Genomic DNA, 18,909 nt, shown 5'->3' on the forward strand with positions numbered 1-18,909 from the left:
GGTGGAACCGCACTTCAAATGATGGATTTTGGCCTGATCTGTTAGAGAATTTTACAGATGGATTATCTGCCGCTGAATGCCATCCGGGCTTTTGAGGCGACCGCCCGCCATTTGAGCTTCTCAGCGGCCGGCGAAGAGCTGCATGTCACCCACCCCGCCATCAGCCACCAGGTCAGAAGGCTGGAGGAGTGGCTTGGCGTGGCGCTGTTTCATCGTGACGCGCGCAAGGTCCGCCTGACCGAGGCCGGGCTTGCCCTGCAGGCATCCGCCGGCGCGGCTCTGACCGAGCTCGGCGCCGCCTGCCGGCGCATCCGCAGGAGCGCCGGCCTGCAGTCGCTCTCGGTGGGCTGCATTCCCTCCATCGCCAGCCGCTGGCTGGTGCCCCGCCTGTCGGACTTTACGGCTCGCCATCCGGACATCGCGATCCGCGTCGCCTATGCGAAGGCCGAGGACCGGCTCAATGACGACGACAACGACGTTCTCATAACGCTGGGCGCCGATCCTTCGCCCAACGTCACCAGCCTGAAGCTGTTTTCACGCATAAGCCAGCCGGCCTGCAGCCCGCACTATCTGGCGCGCAAGGGCCGGCTCAATACGCCGGCTGAGATCGCTGCGGCGGACCTGCTGCACGACGAGACGCGCCAGGGCTGGCAGGAATGGTTCGCGAAAGCCGGGACCGGAAGGACCGACATCGGCAACGAGCCGGTCTTTGCCGATTTCAACATCCTGGCGACGGCCGTCATCGCCGGCCACGGCGTCGCCCTTTGTCCGATCGAGGTGTTTCGCGAGGAACTCAAGCGCGGCGATCTTGTCGTCGTCTCCGATATCTCGACCGATGACGACAAGGGCTATTTCCTGACGATGTCGGCTCAGCCTTCAGCGGCCGAAATCAAATTCGCCGACTGGTTCCGCGATCAGGTATCGGCGCCTGTCAGCTGACGATGAACCCATGCGCGAACGGATCGCGGTCGTCGATGAAGATGGTGTTGAACCCGGTCATCCGCGCCCAGCCGCCGATCGAAGGAATGATCGCCGGCTTGCCCGCGACGCTGACCTCTTTCTCGACCCTGCCCTTGAACAGCGAGCCGATGATCGATTCATGCACGAAGCTGTCGCCGGGCTTGAGCTTGCCCTTGGCATGGAGCTGCGCCATCCGTGCCGAGGTGCCGGTGCCGCAAGGCGAGCGGTCGATCGCCTTGTCGCCGTAGAACACGGCATTGCGCGCATCGGCCTCGGCGTTCCTCGGCTTGCCCGTCCAAAGCATATGCGACAGCCGGTTGATGCCGGGATTCTCCGGATGCACGAAGGAATATTTTTCGTTGAGACGCTGGCGCACCACCGGGCTCCAGGCGATGAAGTCGCCGGCCGTGTAATCGGCCATGTCCTGGTAGTTCTTCTGCGGCTCGACGATGGCGTAGAAATTGCCGCCATAGGCGACGTCGACGCTGATCTCGCCGAGCATTGGGCATTCGACGGTAAGGCCTTCGGCATAGAGGAAGGACGGCACGTTGGTGATCCGCACCTCCTCGACATATTCGCCGACCTGCTTGTATTCGGCGATGACCAGGCCGGCGGGCGTATCGAGCCTGAGCACGCCCGGCGTCTTCGGTTTCACCAGCCCATGCTCGATCGCCATCGTCACCGTGCCGATCGTGCCGTGGCCGCACATCGGCAGGCAGCCTGACGTCTCGATGAACAGGATGGCGATATCGCAGTCCTCGCGCGTCGGCGGATAGAGGATCGAGCCCGACATCACGTCATGGCCGCGCGGCTCGAACATCAGCCCGGTGCGGATCCAGTCATATTCGGCGAGGAAATGCGCCCGGCGTTCCATCATCGTCGTGCCCTCGAGCAACGGACCGCCGCCGGCGACGAGACGCACCGGATTGCCGCAGGTGTGGCCGTCGATGCAGGTGAAGGTTTTTTTGGCCATGATGTTCTCTTGGTTTTAGAAGCGCTGCGGGCGGAACGGGGTAAGATCGAGCGGCGGAGTCTGCCCGAGAACGAGATCGCGGATCAAGCGTCCGGTCGCCGCCGACTGGGTCAGGCCGAGATGGCCGTGGCCGAAAGCATAATAGACATTCGGCGCGCGCGCCGCACCGATCACCGGCAGAGAATCCGGCAGCGACGGGCGATAGCCCATCCACTCGCGGCCGCCGGACGGATCGAGACCGGGCAGGAAACGTTTCGCTTTCTCCAGCATCGCCTTCGAACGCGCGAAATTGGGCGGCCGCTCGATGCCGCCGAGCTCGACGGCGCCGCCGACGCGCAGGCCGGTTTCCAGCGGCGTGATGACGAAGCCGTGCCCGGAAAAGATCAATTGCCGCTTCACGTCGAAGGCCGACTTCGGCAGTGTGGTATTGTAGCCGCGCTCGGTTTCGAGCGGGATGCGGTCGCCGAGATTTTTTGCCAGGAGATGCGACCAGGCTCCCGCGGCGATCAGGAGCTTCTTCGCCGTGCGCCTCGTGCCGTCGGCCAGGACGATCGTGGCGCCGGTTGCGTCCGCTTCTAGGCGCTCGACCCGCGCACGTTCGAAACGGGCGCCGCGTCTTTCCGCATAGGCCCAGACCGCCTTGCCGAGCAGCTTCGGATCGGCGACCGTCTTCCAGCCCGGCACGAACGTGCCTTTGACGAAGCGCGGCGCTAGGCCCGGCTGCAGTGCCGCCATCTCCTCGCCCTCGACATGGCGGAAGCTGATGCCGAAACGCTGACGCTCCGCCCAGCCTGGCAGCGCGGCGCGGAACTCGGCCTCGCTCTCGTAGAATTCCAGCGAGCCGTCCTCGCGCAGCATCGGCCGCGTGCCGGAGCGGTCGAGCAGGCCCATCCACTCGGCCTCGGCAAGCTTCATCATGCCGGCCTGCGTCGCCAGGCTGGTCTCATAGTGCTTGGCCGCGCCGGCCCGCCAGAAGCGGATCAGCCAGGGCAGGAGTTTCGGCAGATAGGCCGGCGGAATGGCCAGCGGTCCGAGCGGATCGGCAAGCCATTTCGGCAATTGCCGGATCATCCCCTTATGCGCCAGCGGCAACACGTCGGAGAAGGCGAAGGCGGCGGCATTGCCGGAGCTCGTCTCCTCGCAGATGCCGGTCCGGTCAAACACGGTGACGCTGCGCCCTGCCTCGGACAGCAGGGCCGCGGCGCAGATGCCGATGATGCCGCCACCGATGATGGCGATGTCTTCCGCTTCCCCCCGTTCAAGGGGAGAAGCTGCCCGAAGGGCGGATGAGGGGCGGCGCCCCTCCTCGGAATTTTCCTGCACGTGAAGGCTGTCCTTATTCGGCTGCCACCATCTTGTCCGCCAATCGAGCAGGCGTCTGGAGCGACGGCAGCTTCGGCCGCACCGCCAGCGCATCCCGCACGATCTTCTCGACCGCCTTGCGGCGTTCGCCCGACAGCGGCTGGCGCGGCATGCGCACGCGGTCATTCGTACCGATCGCCAGCACTTCGGCAAGCTTGATGTTTTGGACCAGATAGGTCGAGACATCGAGGTCGAGCAAGGGCCGGAACCAGCGGTAGATTGCGAGCGCCTCCTCGCGGCGGCCCTGCTGCATCAGCTGATAGATGGCGACGGTCTCGCGCGGGAAGGCGGTGACCAGACCTGCGACCCAGCCGATGGCCCCCATCGACAGCGCCTCGAAGGCCAGGTTGTCGACGCCGGTGAAGAGATCGTAACGGTCGCCGAAGCGGTTGATGATCTCGGTCGAGCGGCGGATGTCGTCGGACGATTCCTTGATGGCGACGAAGCGCTTGTCGGACGCCAGCTCCTCCATCAGCTCGACGGTGACGTCGACGCGGTAGGCAAGCCGGTTGGAGTAGATCATCACCGGCAGGTCGGCGGCTTCAGCCACCGCGCGGAGGGCGGCGACCGTCTCTTGCGGGTTGGTGTGGTAGATCGGGCTCGGCACCACCATCAGGCCGTCGGCGCCTTCCTTGGCGGCGCGCCTGGCGATGCTTACGGCCTCGCGAGTGCCAGGCTCGTTGACGGTTAAAAGCACCGGCTTCTTGCCGGCGACCTTCTGCGCCGCCTTCAGCACTTCGATCTTCTCATCATGCGACAGCATCGGGCCTTCGCCGAGCGATCCGCAGACGATGATGCCGTCGCAGCCGGCCTCCATCTGCAGGGCGTAGCAGCGCTCCATCTCGGCATGGTCGAGGCGGTCGTCGGCGGTGAATTTGGTCGTGACGGCTGGGAAAACTCCGGTCCACATGGCTTGTCTCTCCTCTGATATATCACTCATATATCTATTAAGGGTTGGCCTGTCAACGCTGAATCAATTATGATATATGAAAAATATATCAGGAGCCCGTCATTGATCTCCCCACTGATATCCGCTGAGACGAACGCCGCCTTCGAGCCGGCGGCGACCAAGGCCTATCGCGCATTGGAGCACATGATCGTCACGCTCGAGCTGGCGCCGTCGAGCTTCGTCACCGAGGGCGCTCTGATCGATCGCCTGGGTCTCGGACGCACCCCAGTGCGCGAGGCAATCCAGCGGCTGGCCTGGGAAGGCCTTCTCGACATAAGGCCCCGCGCGGGCATCGCGGTCGCGCCGCTTCACGCCGGCGACTGGCTGCGGGTGCTCGACGCACGGCGCGGCATCGAGGTGGTGCTCGCCCGTTCGGCCGCCCGCTTCGTCACCCGCGAGGCCGCCGACCTGTTCCACGAAGCGGCCTTGGCGATGCAGAAGGCGGTGATCTCCGGCAACGTGCTTGCCTTCATCCAGGCCGACAAGGCGCTCGACGAAGCGCTCGCCATTGCCGCCGACAATCCCTTCGCGGCGCGCGTGGCCGCCCCCTTGCAGACGCACAGCCGCCGCTTCTGGTATCGCTACAAGGCCGACACCGGGCTTGCGGAATCGGCCGAACACCATGTGGCGCTGATCCGTTCCATCCTCGACGGCGACGAGGAAGCCGCCGCCAAGGACGCCAAGAAACTGATGGCGCTGCTGCGCGGCCACGCCGAAGTGGCCGCGACGCGTTGAGCAGGGCAGCGCCTGCTTAAGGCGTTTCAGCCGCCCGGCTGTCTGACCGCGGTGGCCAGCGTGTCTTCCCATCCGTCGCCCGCAGCCAGGATGCAGCTCTGGCCCTTAACGTCGGTCATCACCATGGTCCAGGTTCCGCTTGGCGAGACGAACACCTCGAAGATGGCGACTTGTCCGGCCACACCGTAGCCGAGCCGCTTCTCCTCGAATGCCGCTGCCAGCCGCGTGACCAGAAGGTCGTGGCCGCCGCAGACGACTTGCGCCTGCGCCGGCAATATCGGCAACGCCATCGCGACGCCTAGCGCCGCCAGCTTGATCCATCGAAATGAAAATTCGCGTGCCATGGGGCACCTCCTTCGCCTTCGCATTCCGGCAAGGGAGGCACATTCGGCCGCCTCAGTGTGCCGGAAGGCTCCAGGCCGGATTCGACGTCTTCATCACGTCACTCCTTGTGGTTTCCGGTCTGTCCTTAGGGAGATCATGACTCCCTGGATTCGATATGGTGAAGCTTCGCGTCGCAAACAAGGCGCTCTATGAAGCGCGCTGACTATCGCCGCCGACAACCCCTTCGCGGCGCGTGTCGCCGTCCCGCAGCCAAGCGCGGTGACGCGATAGATCAGCCTTCGGCAGGCTCCTTCCGAGCCGCCCACTTCAACAGGGCATCGAGCGCGGGACACAGGGCCTGGCCCCAGTCGGTCAGGCAGTATTCGACCTTCGGCGGCACCTGGTGATGGACGATGCGGCGCACGATGCCGTCGGCTTCCATCTGCCTGAGTTGCTGGATCAGCATCTTTTGCGAGATCGCGGGAATGGCCCGCTCGAGGTCGGAGAAGCGCAGCACCTTGCCGCCGAACAGATGAAACAGGATCACCAGCTTCCACCGGCCTTCGAGGATGCGCAGTACATTCTCGACGCCGCTCGCCGCGGAAGACGGCGTCAGCGGTTCCACCTTACTTTCAGGTAAGTACCTTACTTTTTCGTCGGTTCTTGTCATTTCCACAGCATATCTCATTTTAGAGACCGGACAAGCGCCGCGACGGGCGGTGGCAACCCACGGAGACAAGCCATGGCCAAAGAACTTCCCCGGTCGCTGACGAGCTATTTTGCTGCCAAGAACCGTCGCGACATCGACGGCATGCTGGTCCCCTTCTCGCCGGACGCCACGGTCCGGGACGAAGGCGAGATACATCGCGGACCGGCCGCTATCCGGGCTTGGATGGAAACGACAACGCGCAAATACCGGGTGACGGTCGAAATCGCCGACGTAACGGCCAATGGCGATGCATGGCGGGTCGCGGGCATCGTCTCGGGCAATTTTCCCGGCAGCCCGGCGACGCTCCACTACAATTTCACGCTGGCCGGCGACCGAATCGAGAAGCTGGAGATCGGCGCATGACCGTGCAGCAGAAATTTGCGGTCGATAGCCAGGAACTCGCGGGCAAGCGCGTCCTGGTCACCGGCGGCACCAAGGGTGCCGGTGAAGCCATCGTTCATAGGCTAGCGGCGGCGGGCGCGATTGTTGCGACGACCGCTCGCTCGGTGGGCGGCACATCGTCGTCGAAGCTGTTCGTGCAGGCCGATATCAGCACTTTGCAAGGTGCGGAGAAAGTTGCCGCAGCGGCCATCGAGGGGCTCGGTGGCATCGACATCGTCGTCCACAGTGTGGGTGGGTCGAAAAGCCCCGGCGGCGGATTTGCGGCGCTGTCCGACCAGATCTGGCACGACGAACTCAGCCTCAATTTGCTCGCCGCCGTCAGGCTCGACCGCTTGCTCATCCCCCAGATGGTGGAGCGAGGCTCGGGCTCCATCGTTCACGTGTCGTCGATCCAGCGCCGCCTGCCCTTGCATGAATCGACAATTGCCTACGCGGCCGCCAAGGCGGCGCTTTCCACATACAGCAAGGCCTTGTCCAAGGAGCTTGGTCCCAAAGGCATCCGCGTCAACACCGTGGCGCCGGGTTGGATCCACACCACAGCGTCGGAAGCTATGGTCAAGCGGCTGGCCATTCATGCCGGCTCGGACGAGGCAACCGCGCGTCAGGGCATCATGGATGCCCTTGGCGGCATCCCGTTCGGCCGGCCGGCGTGGCCGCAAGAGGTCGCGGAACTGGTGGCTTTCCTGGTTTCAGATCGCGCATCGGCGATCCATGGCGCCGAATACGTCATCGACGGCGGTACGATACCGACAGTCTGAATTCCGATGCCGTCAGCGATTCAAGCGCGAGGTATCGCCGCAGTGATCGTCGGGCTGTCCCAGCCCTCGCCGACCGACATCACGCAACTCTGGCCCTTGATATCGGACGCAACCACGGTCCATGTGCCCTGATCGGAAACGAAGATTTCCAGAACGACATTCGGATTGATCAGGCCGCGCCCGGCTACGCTTTCGTGGTACTTGTCGCCAAGCGCCTTGACAATATCGGCGCGCGGCGCGCATTGCGACCCCGTCTCTGCCTGAGCCGCCACGGTGGGCATCGCGCCCGCCGCGACGATCATCGTCGCCCATAGATATCGTGTCATCCGACACCTCCCGCGCCAGACGTGGACCCCGGTTGCACCGGCGCTGTTCGATCAACCTGCTCGCATGGCAGGAATGCCTGATAAGACCAAGGATGGGCGGCTGGTTCCATGAAGGCGCACACAGTTCGCAAAAGAAAAGCCCGGCGCAACGGCCGGGCTTTTCGCGTTCGATCCTGATGCCCACGCGCCCAGCGCGCAGACTGTAATCACTCAGTTCATCGTCGGGATGACGAACTCGGCGCCGTCCTTGATGCCAGCCCGCACGCCCGCAGCCGAAGGCGAGGACGTGCAACCAAGAAACCGTCCGGTCAGTTCATCGTCGGGATGACGAACTCCGCACCATCCTTGATGCCGGACGGCCAACGCGAGGTGACCGTCTTGGTCTTGGTGTAGAAACGGAAGGCATCCGGACCATGCTGGTTGAGGTCGCCGAAGGATGACGCCTTCCAGCCGCCGAACGTGTAATAGGCGATCGGCACCGGGATCGGCACGTTGACGCCGACCATGCCGACCTGGACACGGCTGGCGAAGTCACGCGCGGCGTCGCCGTCGCGGGTGAAGATGGCAACGCCGTTGCCCATCTCGTGGTCGTTGGCGAGCTTGATGGCATCCTCGTAGCGCGGCGCGCGCACCACCGAGAGCACCGGCCCGAAGATCTCTTCTTTGTAGATGCGCATGTCGGCGGTCACGTTGTCGAACAGGCAGCCGCCCATATAGTAGCCGTTCTCATAGCCCTGCATCTTGAAGCCGCGGCCGTCGACGACGAGCTTGGCGCCTTCCTTGACGCCGATATCGACATAGCCCTTGACGCGTTCCAGCGCCTGCGCTGTCACCAGCGGGCCGAAATCGGCCGCGGAGTCGGTCGAGGGGCCGACCTTCAGGCTTTCGACGCGCGGCACCAGCTTTTCCATCAGCCGGTTGGCGGTGTCGTTGCCGACCGGGACCGCCACCGAGATCGCCATGCAGCGTTCGCCTGCCGAGCCGTAGCCGGCGCCGATGAGCGCATCGACCGTCTGGTCCATGTCGGCGTCGGGCATGATGATCATGTGGTTCTTGGCGCCGCCGAAGCACTGCACGCGCTTGCCGGCCGCAGTGCCGCGCGAATAGATGTAGTGGGCGATCGGCGTCGAGCCGACGAAGCCGACGGCCTTGATGTCCGGATCGTCGAGGATCGCATCGACCACTTCCTTGTCGCCGTTGACGACGTTGAGGATACCGGCCGGGAGGCCCGCCTCGATGAACAGCTCCGCGATGCGGATCGGCACGCCCGGATCGCGCTCGGACGGCTTCAGGATGAAGGCGTTGCCGCAGGCGATCGCCGGCGCGATCTTCCACAGCGGGATCATGGCCGGGAAGTTGAACGGGGTGATGCCGGCGACGACACCGAGCGGCTGGCGCATCGAATAGACGTCGATGCCGGGGCCGGCGCCATCGGTGAACTCGCCCTTCATCATATGCGGGGCGCCGATGCAGACCTCGACCACTTCGAGGCCGCGCTGGATGTCGCCCTTGGCGTCGGCGATGGTCTTGCCATGCTCGCGCGCCAGGATGTCGGCCAGTTCGTCATAGTCGCGGGCGACCAGCTCGAGGAATTTCATCAGCACGCGCACGCGGCGCTGCGGGTTGGTGGCGGCCCACTTGGGCTGCGCCGCCTTGGCGTTCTCGACCGCGGCGCGTAGTTCCGCCTGCGAGGCGAGCGCCACCGTGCCGCGCACGGAACCGTCCATCGGCTGCATCACATCCTGCTTGCGGCCGCTGGTGCCGGCGACACGCTTGCCGCCGATGAAATGACCGTATTCGATCATGGCTTCTCTCCCTTGTTTGGTGATGATGCCATTGTCCGCCTTTGCGGCGGCGATGGCAACGCGAGGAAGATCGCAACCGTTGTGCGAAAAATAGACAACCAGACAGGAGTGTGCATTAATTGTCGCAAATGACGGGTAGCTGAAAAGAGCCGAAGCTTGCATACACCCCCCTCTGGCCTGCCGGCCATCTCCCCCGCAAGGGGGGAGATCGGATGTCACGCGCGCTTTCGCCAATCGCCAACCCTTGAGGAGAGGCGCCGTCGAGGAAGCTGCCAATCTCCCCCCTTGCGGGGGAGATGTCCGGCAGGACAGAGGGGGGTGGGCGGGAACGCGGCGTCCGCCATTGACGCGGACCATCCCCATGAACTGGGATGACGTCCGCATCTTTCTCGCCGTGGCGCGCGCCGGGCAGATCCTCGGCGCGGCGAAACGCCTGGAGCTCAACCACGCGACCGTCTCGCGCCGCATCGCCGCGCTGGAGGAGGCGCTGCGCACAAAACTCTTCCGCCGCCTGACCACCGGCAGCGAGCTGACGCCGGCCGGCGAGCGCTTCCTCGACATAGCCGAGCGCATGGAAGGCGACATGATCGCGGCGCGCTCGACCATTGCCGGCGAGGGTGACGACGTCTCCGGCACCGTGCGCATCGGCGCGCCGGACGGATTTGGCGTCGCCTTCCTGGCCAAGCGGCTCGGCGAACTCACCGCGCTTCACCGCGAGCTGACCATCCAGTTGGTGCCGGTGCCGCGCTCCTTTTCGCTGTCCAGGCGCGAGGCCGATATCGCGATCACAGTCGAGCGGCCGACCGAGGGGCGACTGGTGGCAGGCAAGCTGGTCGACTACACGCTCGGTCTTTTTGCCTCGCGGGCCTATGCCGAGGCCAACGGCTTGCCGAAGGCGCCGGCTGAGCTCGGCCGGCATACGCTGATCGGCTATGTGCCGGACCTCATCGTCAGCCCTTCGCTCGACTATGCCGCCGAGTTCAGCCCGGACTGGCGCACCAGCTTCGCCATCTCCTCGGCGCTCGGCCAGGCCGAAGCAGTGCGATCTGGCGCCGGCATCGGCATCCTGCACACTTTCGTCGCCCGCTCGATGCCGGAGCTCGTGCCCGTCGACATGGTCGCGCCCATCCGCCGCGCCTACTGGCTGGTCTATCATGAATCGGTGCGGCCGCTGCGCCGCGTCCAGCTCGTCGCCAACTTCATCACCAAGGCGGTGGAGCGGGAACGGAGTCTTTTCGTCTAATCCGCGTCGAGCACGAACGAACTCACCACCTTCTCGGCTTCGTCCGCCAGCGGCGCCCATTTGCGCGCGGCCTCCTCTGCGCTGTCAGCCGCGATCCCGCAATCGACGAAGCCGTAATGCGAATGGCGCAACGTCAGCGCGATGCGGGAATGGCCGTAGAAGCTGACATTCTCATCGGCATAGTGGAAATCCATGTCGGCTATCCGCACCGGATAGCCGTCCGGGAAATGCGCCAGCCTGTCCTGGCTGAAGCTGGCCGATTGATAGGCGACGCCGACCATGGTCTGCCAGTCGCTCATCGACCAGTCCTTCTCCATGAAGACCCTGCGATCAGGCGGATTTTCCGGCGCGTTCGGATCGTACGAATTTTCCGACACCCGGCAGGTGAGCCCGCCTTCACCGGATTTGACCTTGAGCCGTATGGTATTGTCGAAGTTGGTTTCGCTCGTCCATCCCTCCGGATAGGTCAGCGAGAAGACGTGCTCCTTGTCGTGAACGGTCTTGTCCGTGGCAAGCGCGGCCGTGGCTGAGATCAGACATGCCGCCGCCGTGGCCAGACGATAAAGTCGCATCCGCAATGTTCTCCCCAGGCGCCGCCGACCATAGCACAGCGGTGGAGAGTGCCGCCTTGCACTTGCCACAAAGTCGGCGAGTGTGGCACCAGCGCTGTGCCATGCCATGGCAGGCGAAGGGAATATCGGATCACCGGCGGAAACATGCGAGCCGTTCTTGCCATTCTGCCGCTGCTTTTTCTGTCGGACTGCGCCAATCCCTGGACAAAGGTTCCGGAAGCGGACCTGCCGAAGCCGATCCGCTACGCCATGGCGCGCCCATCGCCTTTCGTCATCGGCAATTATTGCGGTCCGGGCACGCGCACCGGCGATCTGTCGGCAAGACCGGTCGACCGTCTCGATGCCGCCTGCCAGGTCCACGACGCCTGCTACATTGCCCGCCACAATCATTGCGACTGCGACGGCGCTCTGGTCGCTTCCGCAAGGAAGATCCGCGACGACAGGACGGCGCCGCGCAAGATGCGCAACGAGGCCGAATTGCTGATCGCCACCTTCGCCTTTCCCGTCTGCCGGATCTTTCCGCAAGGCTTCCTGCCGCCGCGCGACCCGGCTGAGCTCAAGGCGATGAACGGGGCGGCCGGATGAGCGTCGGGTCAGCCATCACCAAAGCATTGCTTGGGTCGGCGCTGGCGGCGCTGGCCAATTGCGCCGGCATGCCCGGACATTCGGCCTGCGCCTTCTTTCCGGGCGACGGCGCCTGCGGCCGCCCGCCCGTCTCGGCGGACAACGGCGCCACGATCGCCACCGCGCATTACTTCGCGAACGACGGCAACAGCGCTTACGAGAAACAATTCCAGGCGCTGCTCGCCCAAAGCCGCATCGATGCGCTCGACCGCGCCAACGGCACCGGCCGCTTCGGCCGCGACTGGCGCGACGTCCAGAACAGCGGCTTCCACGATACCTACCAGGCACTGCAAAGGCTGGCGAAGCCGCTCGGCGAGACGGAGCTGGCGCCGGCGCAAGGCAAGGCGGGCGAAGGCCATTTCACCGGCCGCTGGCGCATGTCGCGGCAGACGCTTTATCTCGATGCCGCGGCGCGGGCGTCGGCGCCCAAGACCTTCAGCTTCTCCGGCCTGCAGGCGCGCTCGGTCGAGATCGTGCTGCGCCAGGCGGGGCAATACCCAGTCGACATCAGCGGCACCTGCAACGGCCCGCTGGCCATCCGCGCATCCGGCCGGTCCACTACGGTCGCCGGAGCTTCGCCGTTCCATCTCGGCCTGCCGGTCGCCGAAACCTCCGTCAGCCTGTTTCCCGACGAGACGCTCACCCGCTGCGATCTGCGCATCACTTCGACCGTAGCGCCGGCCGGCGCACCGCTGACCTTGCTGCGCGAGGAGGTGGCCGATCCCTGGATCGCGGGGCTCGACAGCCGCTATGACCGCTGCCCGGTGCCCGATTCCACGGGGCTGGAGGAGCTCGACCGCGTCTTTTATGCCAGCCGCTGGCTGTCGCAGACCTGCGCGCTGTCGCTGGGATCCCCGACCCTGCTGCGCAAGTCGCGCGACGGCTTCAACGCCAAGGTCGAAACCTTGCTCGGCAGGAGGCTGCCGGACAGTGCCTTCGACAAGGCCGATCCCGAACTGCCGCTCGATTTCTCCAACGCGCCGAAACTCCGTCTGATCTATCTGTCGTCGCTGGAGTTCAAGGCGGATTTTTCCGGCCGTGTCATGGAGCGGCTGATCCGCCATCACGCCGCACTTGGCACCAAGGTGCGCATCCTGGTGACCGACGTGCTGGAGCGCGAGAAAGACGACACCATGCTGCACCGCCTGGCCTCCGAATTCCCCAATGTCGAACTGCAGGAATATCGCTGGCAGGCCGATCACGGCGCGCCGCTCGACGAGCAGATTTCACAGCTGCACAAGACCCATCACATCAAGATGCTGGCGACGCTGGCCGAAGAGCCTGGACGCTCGCGCGTCATCATCGGCGGACGCAACATCCATGACGGCTTCCTGTTCCACAAGCCGGTCGACCTGACCCGCTATCCGGACCTGGAGCAATACGGCAAGACCGACGGCTTCTCGCTGAATTACTATTCCAACTGGAGCGATTTCGACATCGAGATCGCCGACCAGGCGACCGTCGAGACGCTGGCCGCGCATCTGTCGACCATCTGGCTGCGCGACGCCGACACCAATCTGTCGCGGCCGTTTTCCATCCCGGTTCCCGGTGGGAGCCCACGGGGCGTGGCGCGGCATTTCATTTCCGTCCCCTATGAGGACGGGCATGCGCTGGAGGCCTATTTCGTCGAACTGATCGACACCGCCGAGCATCATATCGAGATCGTCAATCCCTACCTCAACCTGACGCCCGACATCGCCCGCGCCTTTGACCGCGCGCTGGCCAAGGGCGTGAAGATCGACGTCGTCGGCCGCATCGACCTCAAGGGCGACATTGGCGGCCGCTTCCTGACCGCGCTCAACAAGCTGTTCGTCGAGAGATACGGCGATCGCATCAACATCCGCGAATTCAAGGCGCCGGATGTCGTGCTGCATTCCAAGATCATGATGATCGACGAAAGGCTGGTCGCCATCTCGTCGGTCAACCTCAACAACCGCAGCTTCTTCCATGACAGTGAGAACGGCATGGTCGTGCTCGATCCGGCCTTCTACCGGCGCATGAAGCCGGTCTATGACGATTACCTCGCCCATTCGCGCCCGGTCGCCACCAATGTCACGATCAGCTGGGCCTACCGGCTGCTGTTCAGCGACAGCTCGGTCCGGCAGGCGTTTTGAGCGAACGCCGCCCTACAAGATTATCAGACCGGCTTCAGGTATCGCTCGGGGCTCAGATCGCGCGCGTTGATCTCCGGCACCCGGTTCGACATGATGTCGGCCAGCACCTTGGCCGAGCCGCAGGCCATGGTCCAGCCGAGCGTGCCGTGGCCGGTGTTGAGGTAGAGATTGGCAACCTCGCTTAGCCCGATCAAGGGCGGCCCGTCCGGCGTCATCGGCCGCAAGCCGCACCAGAAGCTCGCCGCCTTGAGGTTCCCGCCGCCTGGGAAGAGATCGCCGACCGAATGTTCGAGCGTGCGGCGGCGCGATTCATGCAGGCGAAGATCGTAGCCTGAAATCTCCGCCGTGCCGCCGACGCGGATACGGTTGCCGAGCCTGGTGATCGCCACCTTGTAGGTCTCGTCCATGACGGTCGACACAGGCGCGGCATCGGCATTGCCGATCGGCACGGTGATCGAATAGCCCTTCACCGGATAGACCGGAATCGGCCGCCCGAGCGTGCGCATGAATTGCGCCGAATAGCTGCCCATCGCCATCACGAAGGCGTCCGCGGATTTCCATCCGGTATCGGTGAGCACATTGGTGAGGCGGTTGCGGTTCCTGACGATTTTCCGGATGGTCGAGCCGTATTCGAAGGTGACGCCGCGCGCCACGCAGAGTTCGGCGAGCCTGTCGGTGAACATCTTGCAGTCGCCCGTCTCGTCGCCGGGAAGCCTGAGGCCGCCGACGAATTTCTCGCGCACGGCGGCAAGCGCCGGCTCGGCGCCGATACAGCCGTCGCGGTCGAGGATCTCGTAAGGCACGCCGTATTTCTTCAGCACCTCGACGTCGCCGCCGGTGCCGTCGAGCTGCTTCTGCTTGCGGAACAGCTGCAGCGTGCCTTTGGTCCGTTCGTCGTATGTGATGCCGGTCGCTTCGCGCAGCGCCTTCAGCGTGTCGCGGCTGTATTCGGCAAGCGGCACCATGCGCGACTTATTGAGCGCGTAGCGCTCGGCGGTGCAGTTGCGCAGCATCTTGAGCAGCCACGTCCACATATTCGGGTCGAAGGCCGGCCGCACCACCAGCGGGCCGTATTTCATCAGCAGCCATTTGACGGCTTTGACCGGGATGCCGGGTCCAGCCCAGGGCGAGGCGTAGCCGGGTGACACTTCTCCGGCATTGGCGAAGCTGGTCTCGAGCGCCGGCCCGGGCTGGCGGTCGTAAACAGTCACTTCGTGGCCGGCCTCTGTAAGGAAGTAGGCGGTGGTGACACCGATGACGCCGCCGCCCAACACGATGACTTTCATTCTATCTCCCTCAAAGGCCGGTTGCGCCGAGGCGCTTTGGCTGTTTTATCTGTGTGCCGGATTTTGCGGCGCCCGCCAAGGGGCGTGGTCAGGCGCCGACGTAGCGGCGGTGAAAGCGCGCGCCGAGGCTGGTCAATATCTCGTAACCGATGGTGCCGGCGTGGCCGGCCGCGTCGTCGACGCTTTGCAGCGGACCGATGAGCTCGACCAGATCGCCCTCGCCGAGCCGGCCGGCCGGAAGCGCCGAGATGTCGAGGATGATCGAGTCCATCGACACGCGACCAATGAAAGGCAGCCGCATGCCCTCGAACCAGGCGGCCGAAGCGGCGCGCCGGTGCCAGCCGTCGCCATAGCCGAGCGAAATGGTCGCCAGTCTGAGCGGCCCGTCCGCCTGATGGGCGTGGCCATAGCCGATGCCGGCGCCGGCGCCGACTTCCCGCGTCTGCGCCACCTTGGCTTGCAGCCTGATCACCGGCAGCATCGGATTGAGTTCCTTTGGCGTTGGGTTGACGCCGTAGAGCGCCGCGCCGGGACGAGCCAGATCATAGTGATAGGCCGGTCCGAGAAAGATGCCGGAAGAGTTGGCCAGGGAGGCGAGGGCTGAGGGCAGCATCTTGCGCAGCCGCTCGAATTCGCGCCGCTGCTTCTCGTTCGCCGCCACCTGCGGTTCGTCGGCGCGGGCGAGATGGCTCATCACGAAGCGGATGTCGATGCCCTCGAAGGTGCCCGCCTCGCTCGCGACCGCCTCGACCTCCGCCGGCGCCATGCCGAGCCGAGCCATGCCGCTGTCGACCTGGATGGCGGCAGGTAGAGTCCGTCCCAAGCTTCGCGCGATCTCACGCCAGGCCTTGAGCTGCGCAATGCTGTTGATGACCGGGCAAAGCGCTGCCGCCGCGGCTTCCGCTTCCGAACCCGGCGGCAAGCCGTTCAGCACGAAGATGTCGGGCCTCAGGCCGATCGCCTTGCGCAGCGCGATACCTTCGCCGAGCAGCGCGACGAAGAAGATATCGCAACCCTCCTTCGCCAGCGCCGCGGCCACTTGCGCGGCGCCAAGCCCGTAGCCGTCGGCCTTGAGCACGCCGGCGCAGCGCACGCCATTCAGCCGCGCCTTCAGCCGGCGATAGTTTTCACGGATGGCGCCAAGGTCGATGGTCAGGATCGCGCCGGCGGCCGCCTCGCTGACCGGCTGGCTGCGGGCGGATCCGATCAAAGCGCGGCTGGTGTCGTCCATGGCGACCCCCATCATTACATCAACAATCAATAGAATTCTGTCGTCGATGCAGCAACTGCCTGAGTCTGTCGAGATTCAGGTCAGGCCGAGTCGAAAATGACGGGTTCCGAGAACCGGAGCGGAGCGTACTTTTCGTACGTGAGCACCGGAAGCGCAGGAAACCGCCATTTGCAGGCCGGCCTCACCTGAATATCGGCAGACTCACCCTGCCAGGTGCTGGAAGGCCGCCACCACCTGCTCATAGACCTTGCGCTTGAACGGCACGATCAGTTCGGGCAGTTCCCGCATCGGCCGCCAGGCCCATTCATCGAATTCGGCCGTGTGGCCGCCGGGCGGCGGATTGATCGCGATCTCGCTTTCGTCGCCCTCGAAACGGTAGGCGAACCATTTCTGCGTCTGGCCGCGATAGCGGCCCTTGAAGGCGACGCCGACCAGATGCGGCGGCAGGTCGTAGTTGATCCAGTGCGGCGCCTCGGCAAGCAGCGACACGCTGCGCATGCCGGTTTCCTCGTAGAGCTCGCGGCCCGCGGCCTCGATCGGCTCCTCGCCCTTGTCGATGCCGCCTTGCGGCATCTGCCAGAGCTGCGTCGTGCCGGCAAACTCGCTGTCCGGTTCGGCGATGCGGTGCCCGACCCAGACCAGGCCGGCCTTGTTGAGGATCATCAGCCCGACGCAGGGACGATAGGGCAGCGTTTCAGGATCGATTGTCTTTTTGGACATCACTCAGGTTTCCAGCCGTTTTGAGAATCGCTCCGGCGAGGCAGATGGCGGGGCAGTTTCGAGAACGGAGCGAAGCGTACTTAAACTAGGCTTGCACCGGAAGCGCGGAAAAACTCGGAGCGGGCTCCAGCCGGCAATCACTGGTGATCCAGTTGCCGCCGTCCCACCCCAATGTCAAAATACGTCCCATGAAGAATATCCAAATCATCGATGGCGCTCTGAACGCTACCTTCAGCATATTTCAGGCGACGGAGGAGGAATTCGCCGCCATTTTCCCCAACGGACAAGATATGGAATTGGCTGAAGATCTCTTCGAACGGCTAGGCGACGAAGAGGCTAGCCGTGTGCTGGCCCCGCTTTGGAATCGTCCCATCCTGAAGCGCGATGCACTCGGAATCCATGGGACGCTATTCTACAATGATCATGAACGTCGACACATCCCGCGATCAAAGCGTGAAGTCGATTGGGACAGTGGGCTCAACGAAGCCCAGAGAAAACTCTTCTCTCGCCATCGCTGAAATCGTTACCAGCTGATTTGGTTAAGCCATCACCCTTTTTGTGGATCGATGGCCACCGCCGAGATCGGCACGATCTCGATGCCGCGCTTCTTCGCTTCGGCAATCCAGGACGTCACCGTGTCGACAGTGATATCGAAGGCCGAACCGATGCCGACCGCGCTGCCTTTGGCGCGCGCCGTCGCTTCCAGGCTGTCCAGTTTCTTCAGGATCTCGCCGCGATCCTGCACGGCATCGATCGCCATGTCGCCGGCGACGAACGGTACCCCGTCCTTCAGCGCCAGGTCAGGCGCTACGCTGCGCGAGGATGAGCCGTCATCGATATAGGCAAGTCCCCGTTTGCCGAGCTCGGCCATGAAAGGTTCCATCGCCGAGGCGTCGGCCGAAAAGCGCGCGCCCATATAGTTCATGACCCCGGTATAGTTGGTCGTGCGCGACAGCGCCCAATGCAGGCTCTTCAGGTTCTCGTCGGGGCTCGCCAACACCGTCAGCGTGTTGCGGCCGGGATTGACGTTCGGATAATCGAACGGCTCGAGCGGCACCTGCATGACGATCTCATGCCCGCTCTGCCTTGCCGCCTGCATCCAGCGGCCGATGCTGTTGCCTTGCGGCGCGAAGGCCAGCGTCACTTCCGCCGGCAGCTTGGCGATCGCGGCCTGCGTGCCGGTCTGCGAGACGGCGAGCCCGCCGATGACGATCGCCACGCGCGCGCCGCGCGCGCCCGACCACGGCCGCGCATAGACGTCGAACGGCCGCCTGCCGTCGGCGGAGCGCATCGGCAGCGGACCGGTCTCGCTGGTCTCGATCAGCGCCCTGTCCGGGATATGGGCGACCTTGAGGTTCTGGCCGAGCGTCGACGGATCGCGGATGACGATCGCCGCCTTCGGCGGGCCGTCGCCTTCCTCGGTCTGGACGTGGATGATCTGCGGTCCGCCGCTCTTCATCGGTGTGCTGGCCTGCGGCGCGGCCGCCGCAACCGGGGCCGGGGCCGGCGCTGGTGCCGCCGCAACAGGCGCGGCGGTCACCTTGGGGGTCGAAACGGCTACCTCTTGCGGCTTGCGGAACGGTTTTTCGCGCAGCGCGATCGCGCCGGAGACGCCGATCACCCCGAGCACGGCCAGCGCCGCGACGAGAGAGCCGGAGCCGATGCCGCGCGAAGCAGGCCGCTTGGGCTGGAGCGACTGTCCGAGCGGGCGTTCGATGTCCTTACCGATGTCAGCCAACTTATGTTCCCAGCACGCCGCTTGAAGTGAATGTCACGCTTTACGTGAAATCCTGCGCAATCCTCGGCGCGATACTCC

The 18,909-nt window shown here is 64.6% G+C and carries 20 protein-coding genes; 8 read left to right on the plus strand and 12 right to left on the minus strand.

The window, feature by feature from the left end; all coding sequences use genetic code 11:
• The first annotated feature begins 57 nt into the window (after window positions 1–57).
• Window positions 58–939, plus strand: a complete 882-nt coding sequence (locus tag KVT37_RS14200; RefSeq protein WP_217573922.1) for a LysR substrate-binding domain-containing protein — start codon at window positions 58–60, stop codon at window positions 937–939.
• On the opposite strand, the gene KVT37_RS14205 is transcribed toward KVT37_RS14200, so the two are convergent.
• Genes KVT37_RS14205 through KVT37_RS14215 form a run of 3 tightly spaced genes read right to left on the minus strand, consistent with a single transcriptional unit; the run spans window position 932 to window position 4,205 of the window.
• Window positions 932–1,933 (minus strand): 4-hydroxyproline epimerase, encoded by a 1,002-nt coding sequence (locus tag KVT37_RS14205; protein ID WP_217573924.1) that lies wholly within the window; start codon window positions 1,931–1,933, stop codon window positions 932–934. The genes KVT37_RS14200 and KVT37_RS14205 overlap by 8 nt on opposite strands.
• Before the next feature lie 15 nt (window positions 1,934–1,948).
• Window positions 1,949–3,256 (minus strand): FAD-binding oxidoreductase, encoded by a 1,308-nt coding sequence (locus tag KVT37_RS14210; protein ID WP_308642624.1) that lies wholly within the window; start codon window positions 3,254–3,256, stop codon window positions 1,949–1,951.
• A gap of 13 nt (window positions 3,257–3,269) precedes the next feature.
• Complete coding sequence (locus tag KVT37_RS14215; protein ID WP_217573928.1) at window positions 3,270–4,205, minus strand: dihydrodipicolinate synthase family protein; 936 nt, start codon at window positions 4,203–4,205, stop codon at window positions 3,270–3,272.
• A gap of 69 nt (window positions 4,206–4,274) precedes the next feature.
• On the opposite strand from KVT37_RS14215, the gene KVT37_RS14220 reads away from it, so the two are divergent.
• Window positions 4,275–4,979, plus strand: coding sequence for a GntR family transcriptional regulator (locus tag KVT37_RS14220; RefSeq protein WP_254634024.1), 705 nt, complete (start codon window positions 4,275–4,277; stop codon window positions 4,977–4,979).
• A gap of 26 nt (window positions 4,980–5,005) precedes the next feature.
• Here KVT37_RS14220 and KVT37_RS14225 read toward each other — a convergent pair whose 3' ends face one another.
• A complete protein-coding gene (locus tag KVT37_RS14225; protein WP_217573930.1) occupies window positions 5,006–5,323 on the minus strand; it encodes a hypothetical protein in 318 nt (105 codons plus the stop codon).
• A 272-nt stretch (window positions 5,324–5,595) separates the two neighbouring features.
• Entirely contained in the window at window positions 5,596–5,919 is a 324-nt protein-coding gene (locus KVT37_RS14230; RefSeq protein WP_217574460.1) for a helix-turn-helix domain-containing protein, read from the minus strand.
• A gap of 126 nt (window positions 5,920–6,045) precedes the next feature.
• Here KVT37_RS14230 and KVT37_RS14235 point away from each other — a divergent pair, with 126 nt between their 5' ends.
• On the plus strand, window positions 6,046–6,375 hold the full coding sequence (locus tag KVT37_RS14235) for a nuclear transport factor 2 family protein (protein ID WP_217573933.1): 330 nt from the start codon (window positions 6,046–6,048) through the stop codon (window positions 6,373–6,375).
• A complete protein-coding gene (locus tag KVT37_RS14240) occupies window positions 6,372–7,172 on the plus strand; it encodes an SDR family oxidoreductase (protein ID WP_217573935.1) in 801 nt (266 codons plus the stop codon). The genes KVT37_RS14235 and KVT37_RS14240 overlap by 4 nt, the downstream gene beginning before the upstream one ends.
• A 20-nt stretch (window positions 7,173–7,192) precedes the next feature.
• Here KVT37_RS14240 and KVT37_RS14245 read toward each other — a convergent pair whose 3' ends face one another.
• Both KVT37_RS14245 and KVT37_RS14250 read right to left on the minus strand, forming a co-directional pair.
• The gene (locus KVT37_RS14245; protein ID WP_217573937.1) at window positions 7,193–7,498 is read right to left on the minus strand and encodes a hypothetical protein; all 306 of its coding nucleotides are present in this window, start codon (window positions 7,496–7,498) and stop codon (window positions 7,193–7,195) included.
• A gap of 308 nt (window positions 7,499–7,806) precedes the next feature.
• Window positions 7,807–9,303 carry a CoA-acylating methylmalonate-semialdehyde dehydrogenase gene (locus KVT37_RS14250; RefSeq protein ID WP_217573939.1) on the minus strand — a complete coding sequence of 499 codons (1,497 nt, stop codon included), beginning with the start codon at window positions 9,301–9,303 and terminating at the stop codon, window positions 7,807–7,809.
• A gap of 361 nt (window positions 9,304–9,664) precedes the next feature.
• Here KVT37_RS14250 and KVT37_RS14255 point away from each other — a divergent pair, with 361 nt between their 5' ends.
• Window positions 9,665–10,546: a LysR family transcriptional regulator gene (locus KVT37_RS14255; RefSeq protein ID WP_217573941.1), complete on the plus strand. Its 882-nt coding sequence runs from the start codon at window positions 9,665–9,667 to the stop codon at window positions 10,544–10,546.
• On the opposite strand, the gene KVT37_RS14260 is transcribed toward KVT37_RS14255, so the two are convergent.
• Window positions 10,543–11,118: a hypothetical protein gene (locus KVT37_RS14260; RefSeq protein ID WP_217573943.1), complete on the minus strand. Its 576-nt coding sequence runs from the start codon at window positions 11,116–11,118 to the stop codon at window positions 10,543–10,545. The genes KVT37_RS14255 and KVT37_RS14260 overlap by 4 nt on opposite strands.
• Before the next feature lie 144 nt (window positions 11,119–11,262).
• On the opposite strand from KVT37_RS14260, the gene KVT37_RS14265 reads away from it, so the two are divergent.
• Complete coding sequence (locus tag KVT37_RS14265; protein WP_217573945.1) at window positions 11,263–11,703, plus strand: hypothetical protein; 441 nt, start codon at window positions 11,263–11,265, stop codon at window positions 11,701–11,703.
• A complete protein-coding gene (locus KVT37_RS14270; protein WP_217573947.1) occupies window positions 11,700–13,856 on the plus strand; it encodes a phosphatidylserine/phosphatidylglycerophosphate/cardiolipin synthase family protein in 2,157 nt (718 codons plus the stop codon). The genes KVT37_RS14265 and KVT37_RS14270 overlap by 4 nt, the downstream gene beginning before the upstream one ends.
• A gap of 23 nt (window positions 13,857–13,879) precedes the next feature.
• Here KVT37_RS14270 and KVT37_RS14275 read toward each other — a convergent pair whose 3' ends face one another.
• From KVT37_RS14275 to KVT37_RS14285, 3 genes are all read right to left on the minus strand, one after another.
• On the minus strand, window positions 13,880–15,142 hold the full coding sequence (locus tag KVT37_RS14275) for a D-amino acid dehydrogenase (RefSeq protein WP_217573949.1): 1,263 nt from the start codon (window positions 15,140–15,142) through the stop codon (window positions 13,880–13,882).
• Between the two features lie 88 nt (window positions 15,143–15,230).
• Complete coding sequence (gene alr / locus KVT37_RS14280; protein ID WP_217573952.1) at window positions 15,231–16,373, minus strand: alanine racemase; 1,143 nt, start codon at window positions 16,371–16,373, stop codon at window positions 15,231–15,233.
• Between the two features lie 201 nt (window positions 16,374–16,574).
• Complete coding sequence (locus tag KVT37_RS14285) at window positions 16,575–17,093, minus strand: RNA pyrophosphohydrolase (RefSeq protein ID WP_217573954.1); 519 nt, start codon at window positions 17,091–17,093, stop codon at window positions 16,575–16,577.
• 188 nt (window positions 17,094–17,281) lie between these two features.
• On the opposite strand from KVT37_RS14285, the gene KVT37_RS14290 reads away from it, so the two are divergent.
• A complete protein-coding gene (locus KVT37_RS14290; protein ID WP_217573956.1) occupies window positions 17,282–17,611 on the plus strand; it encodes a hypothetical protein in 330 nt (109 codons plus the stop codon).
• Window positions 17,612–17,640: 29 nt separating this feature from the next.
• Here the strand turns inward: KVT37_RS14290 and KVT37_RS14295 are convergent, their stop codons facing one another.
• Complete coding sequence (locus tag KVT37_RS14295; protein WP_217573958.1) at window positions 17,641–18,831, minus strand: divergent polysaccharide deacetylase family protein; 1,191 nt, start codon at window positions 18,829–18,831, stop codon at window positions 17,641–17,643.
• Window positions 18,832–18,909 lie beyond the last annotated feature (78 nt).

This window comes from Mesorhizobium sp. GbtcB19 (assembly GCF_019091085.1).
Lineage (GTDB): Bacteria > Pseudomonadota > Alphaproteobacteria > Rhizobiales > Rhizobiaceae > Mesorhizobium.

Bases quoted from the DNA above. Each gene is read 5' to 3' on its own strand.
- KVT37_RS14225 (WP_217573930.1), bottom strand. From the start codon at position 5,323: ATGGCACGCGAATTTTCATTTCGATGGATCAAGCTGGCGGCGCTAGGC.
- KVT37_RS14265 (WP_217573945.1), top strand. From the start codon at position 11,263: ATGCGAGCCGTTCTTGCCATTCTGCCGCTGCTTTTTCTGTCGGACTGC.
- KVT37_RS14255 (WP_217573941.1), top strand. From the start codon at position 9,665: ATGAACTGGGATGACGTCCGCATCTTTCTCGCCGTGGCGCGCGCCGGG.
- KVT37_RS14235 (WP_217573933.1), top strand. From the start codon at position 6,046: ATGGCCAAAGAACTTCCCCGGTCGCTGACGAGCTATTTTGCTGCCAAG.
- KVT37_RS14285 (WP_217573954.1), bottom strand. From the start codon at position 17,093: ATGTCCAAAAAGACAATCGATCCTGAAACGCTGCCCTATCGTCCCTGC.
- KVT37_RS14200 (WP_217573922.1), top strand. From the start codon at position 58: ATGGATTATCTGCCGCTGAATGCCATCCGGGCTTTTGAGGCGACCGCC.
- KVT37_RS14240 (WP_217573935.1), top strand. From the start codon at position 6,372: ATGACCGTGCAGCAGAAATTTGCGGTCGATAGCCAGGAACTCGCGGGC.
- KVT37_RS14245 (WP_217573937.1), bottom strand. From the start codon at position 7,498: ATGACACGATATCTATGGGCGACGATGATCGTCGCGGCGGGCGCGATG.
- KVT37_RS14260 (WP_217573943.1), bottom strand. From the start codon at position 11,118: ATGCGACTTTATCGTCTGGCCACGGCGGCGGCATGTCTGATCTCAGCC.
- KVT37_RS14270 (WP_217573947.1), top strand. From the start codon at position 11,700: ATGAGCGTCGGGTCAGCCATCACCAAAGCATTGCTTGGGTCGGCGCTG.
- KVT37_RS14275 (WP_217573949.1), bottom strand. From the start codon at position 15,142: ATGAAAGTCATCGTGTTGGGCGGCGGCGTCATCGGTGTCACCACCGCC.
- KVT37_RS14220 (WP_254634024.1), top strand. From the start codon at position 4,275: ATGATATATGAAAAATATATCAGGAGCCCGTCATTGATCTCCCCACTG.
- KVT37_RS14215 (WP_217573928.1), bottom strand. From the start codon at position 4,205: ATGTGGACCGGAGTTTTCCCAGCCGTCACGACCAAATTCACCGCCGAC.
- KVT37_RS14205 (WP_217573924.1), bottom strand. From the start codon at position 1,933: ATGGCCAAAAAAACCTTCACCTGCATCGACGGCCACACCTGCGGCAAT.
- KVT37_RS14290 (WP_217573956.1), top strand. From the start codon at position 17,282: ATGAAGAATATCCAAATCATCGATGGCGCTCTGAACGCTACCTTCAGC.
- KVT37_RS14250 (WP_217573939.1), bottom strand. From the start codon at position 9,303: ATGATCGAATACGGTCATTTCATCGGCGGCAAGCGTGTCGCCGGCACC.
- alr (WP_217573952.1), bottom strand. From the start codon at position 16,373: ATGGACGACACCAGCCGCGCTTTGATCGGATCCGCCCGCAGCCAGCCG.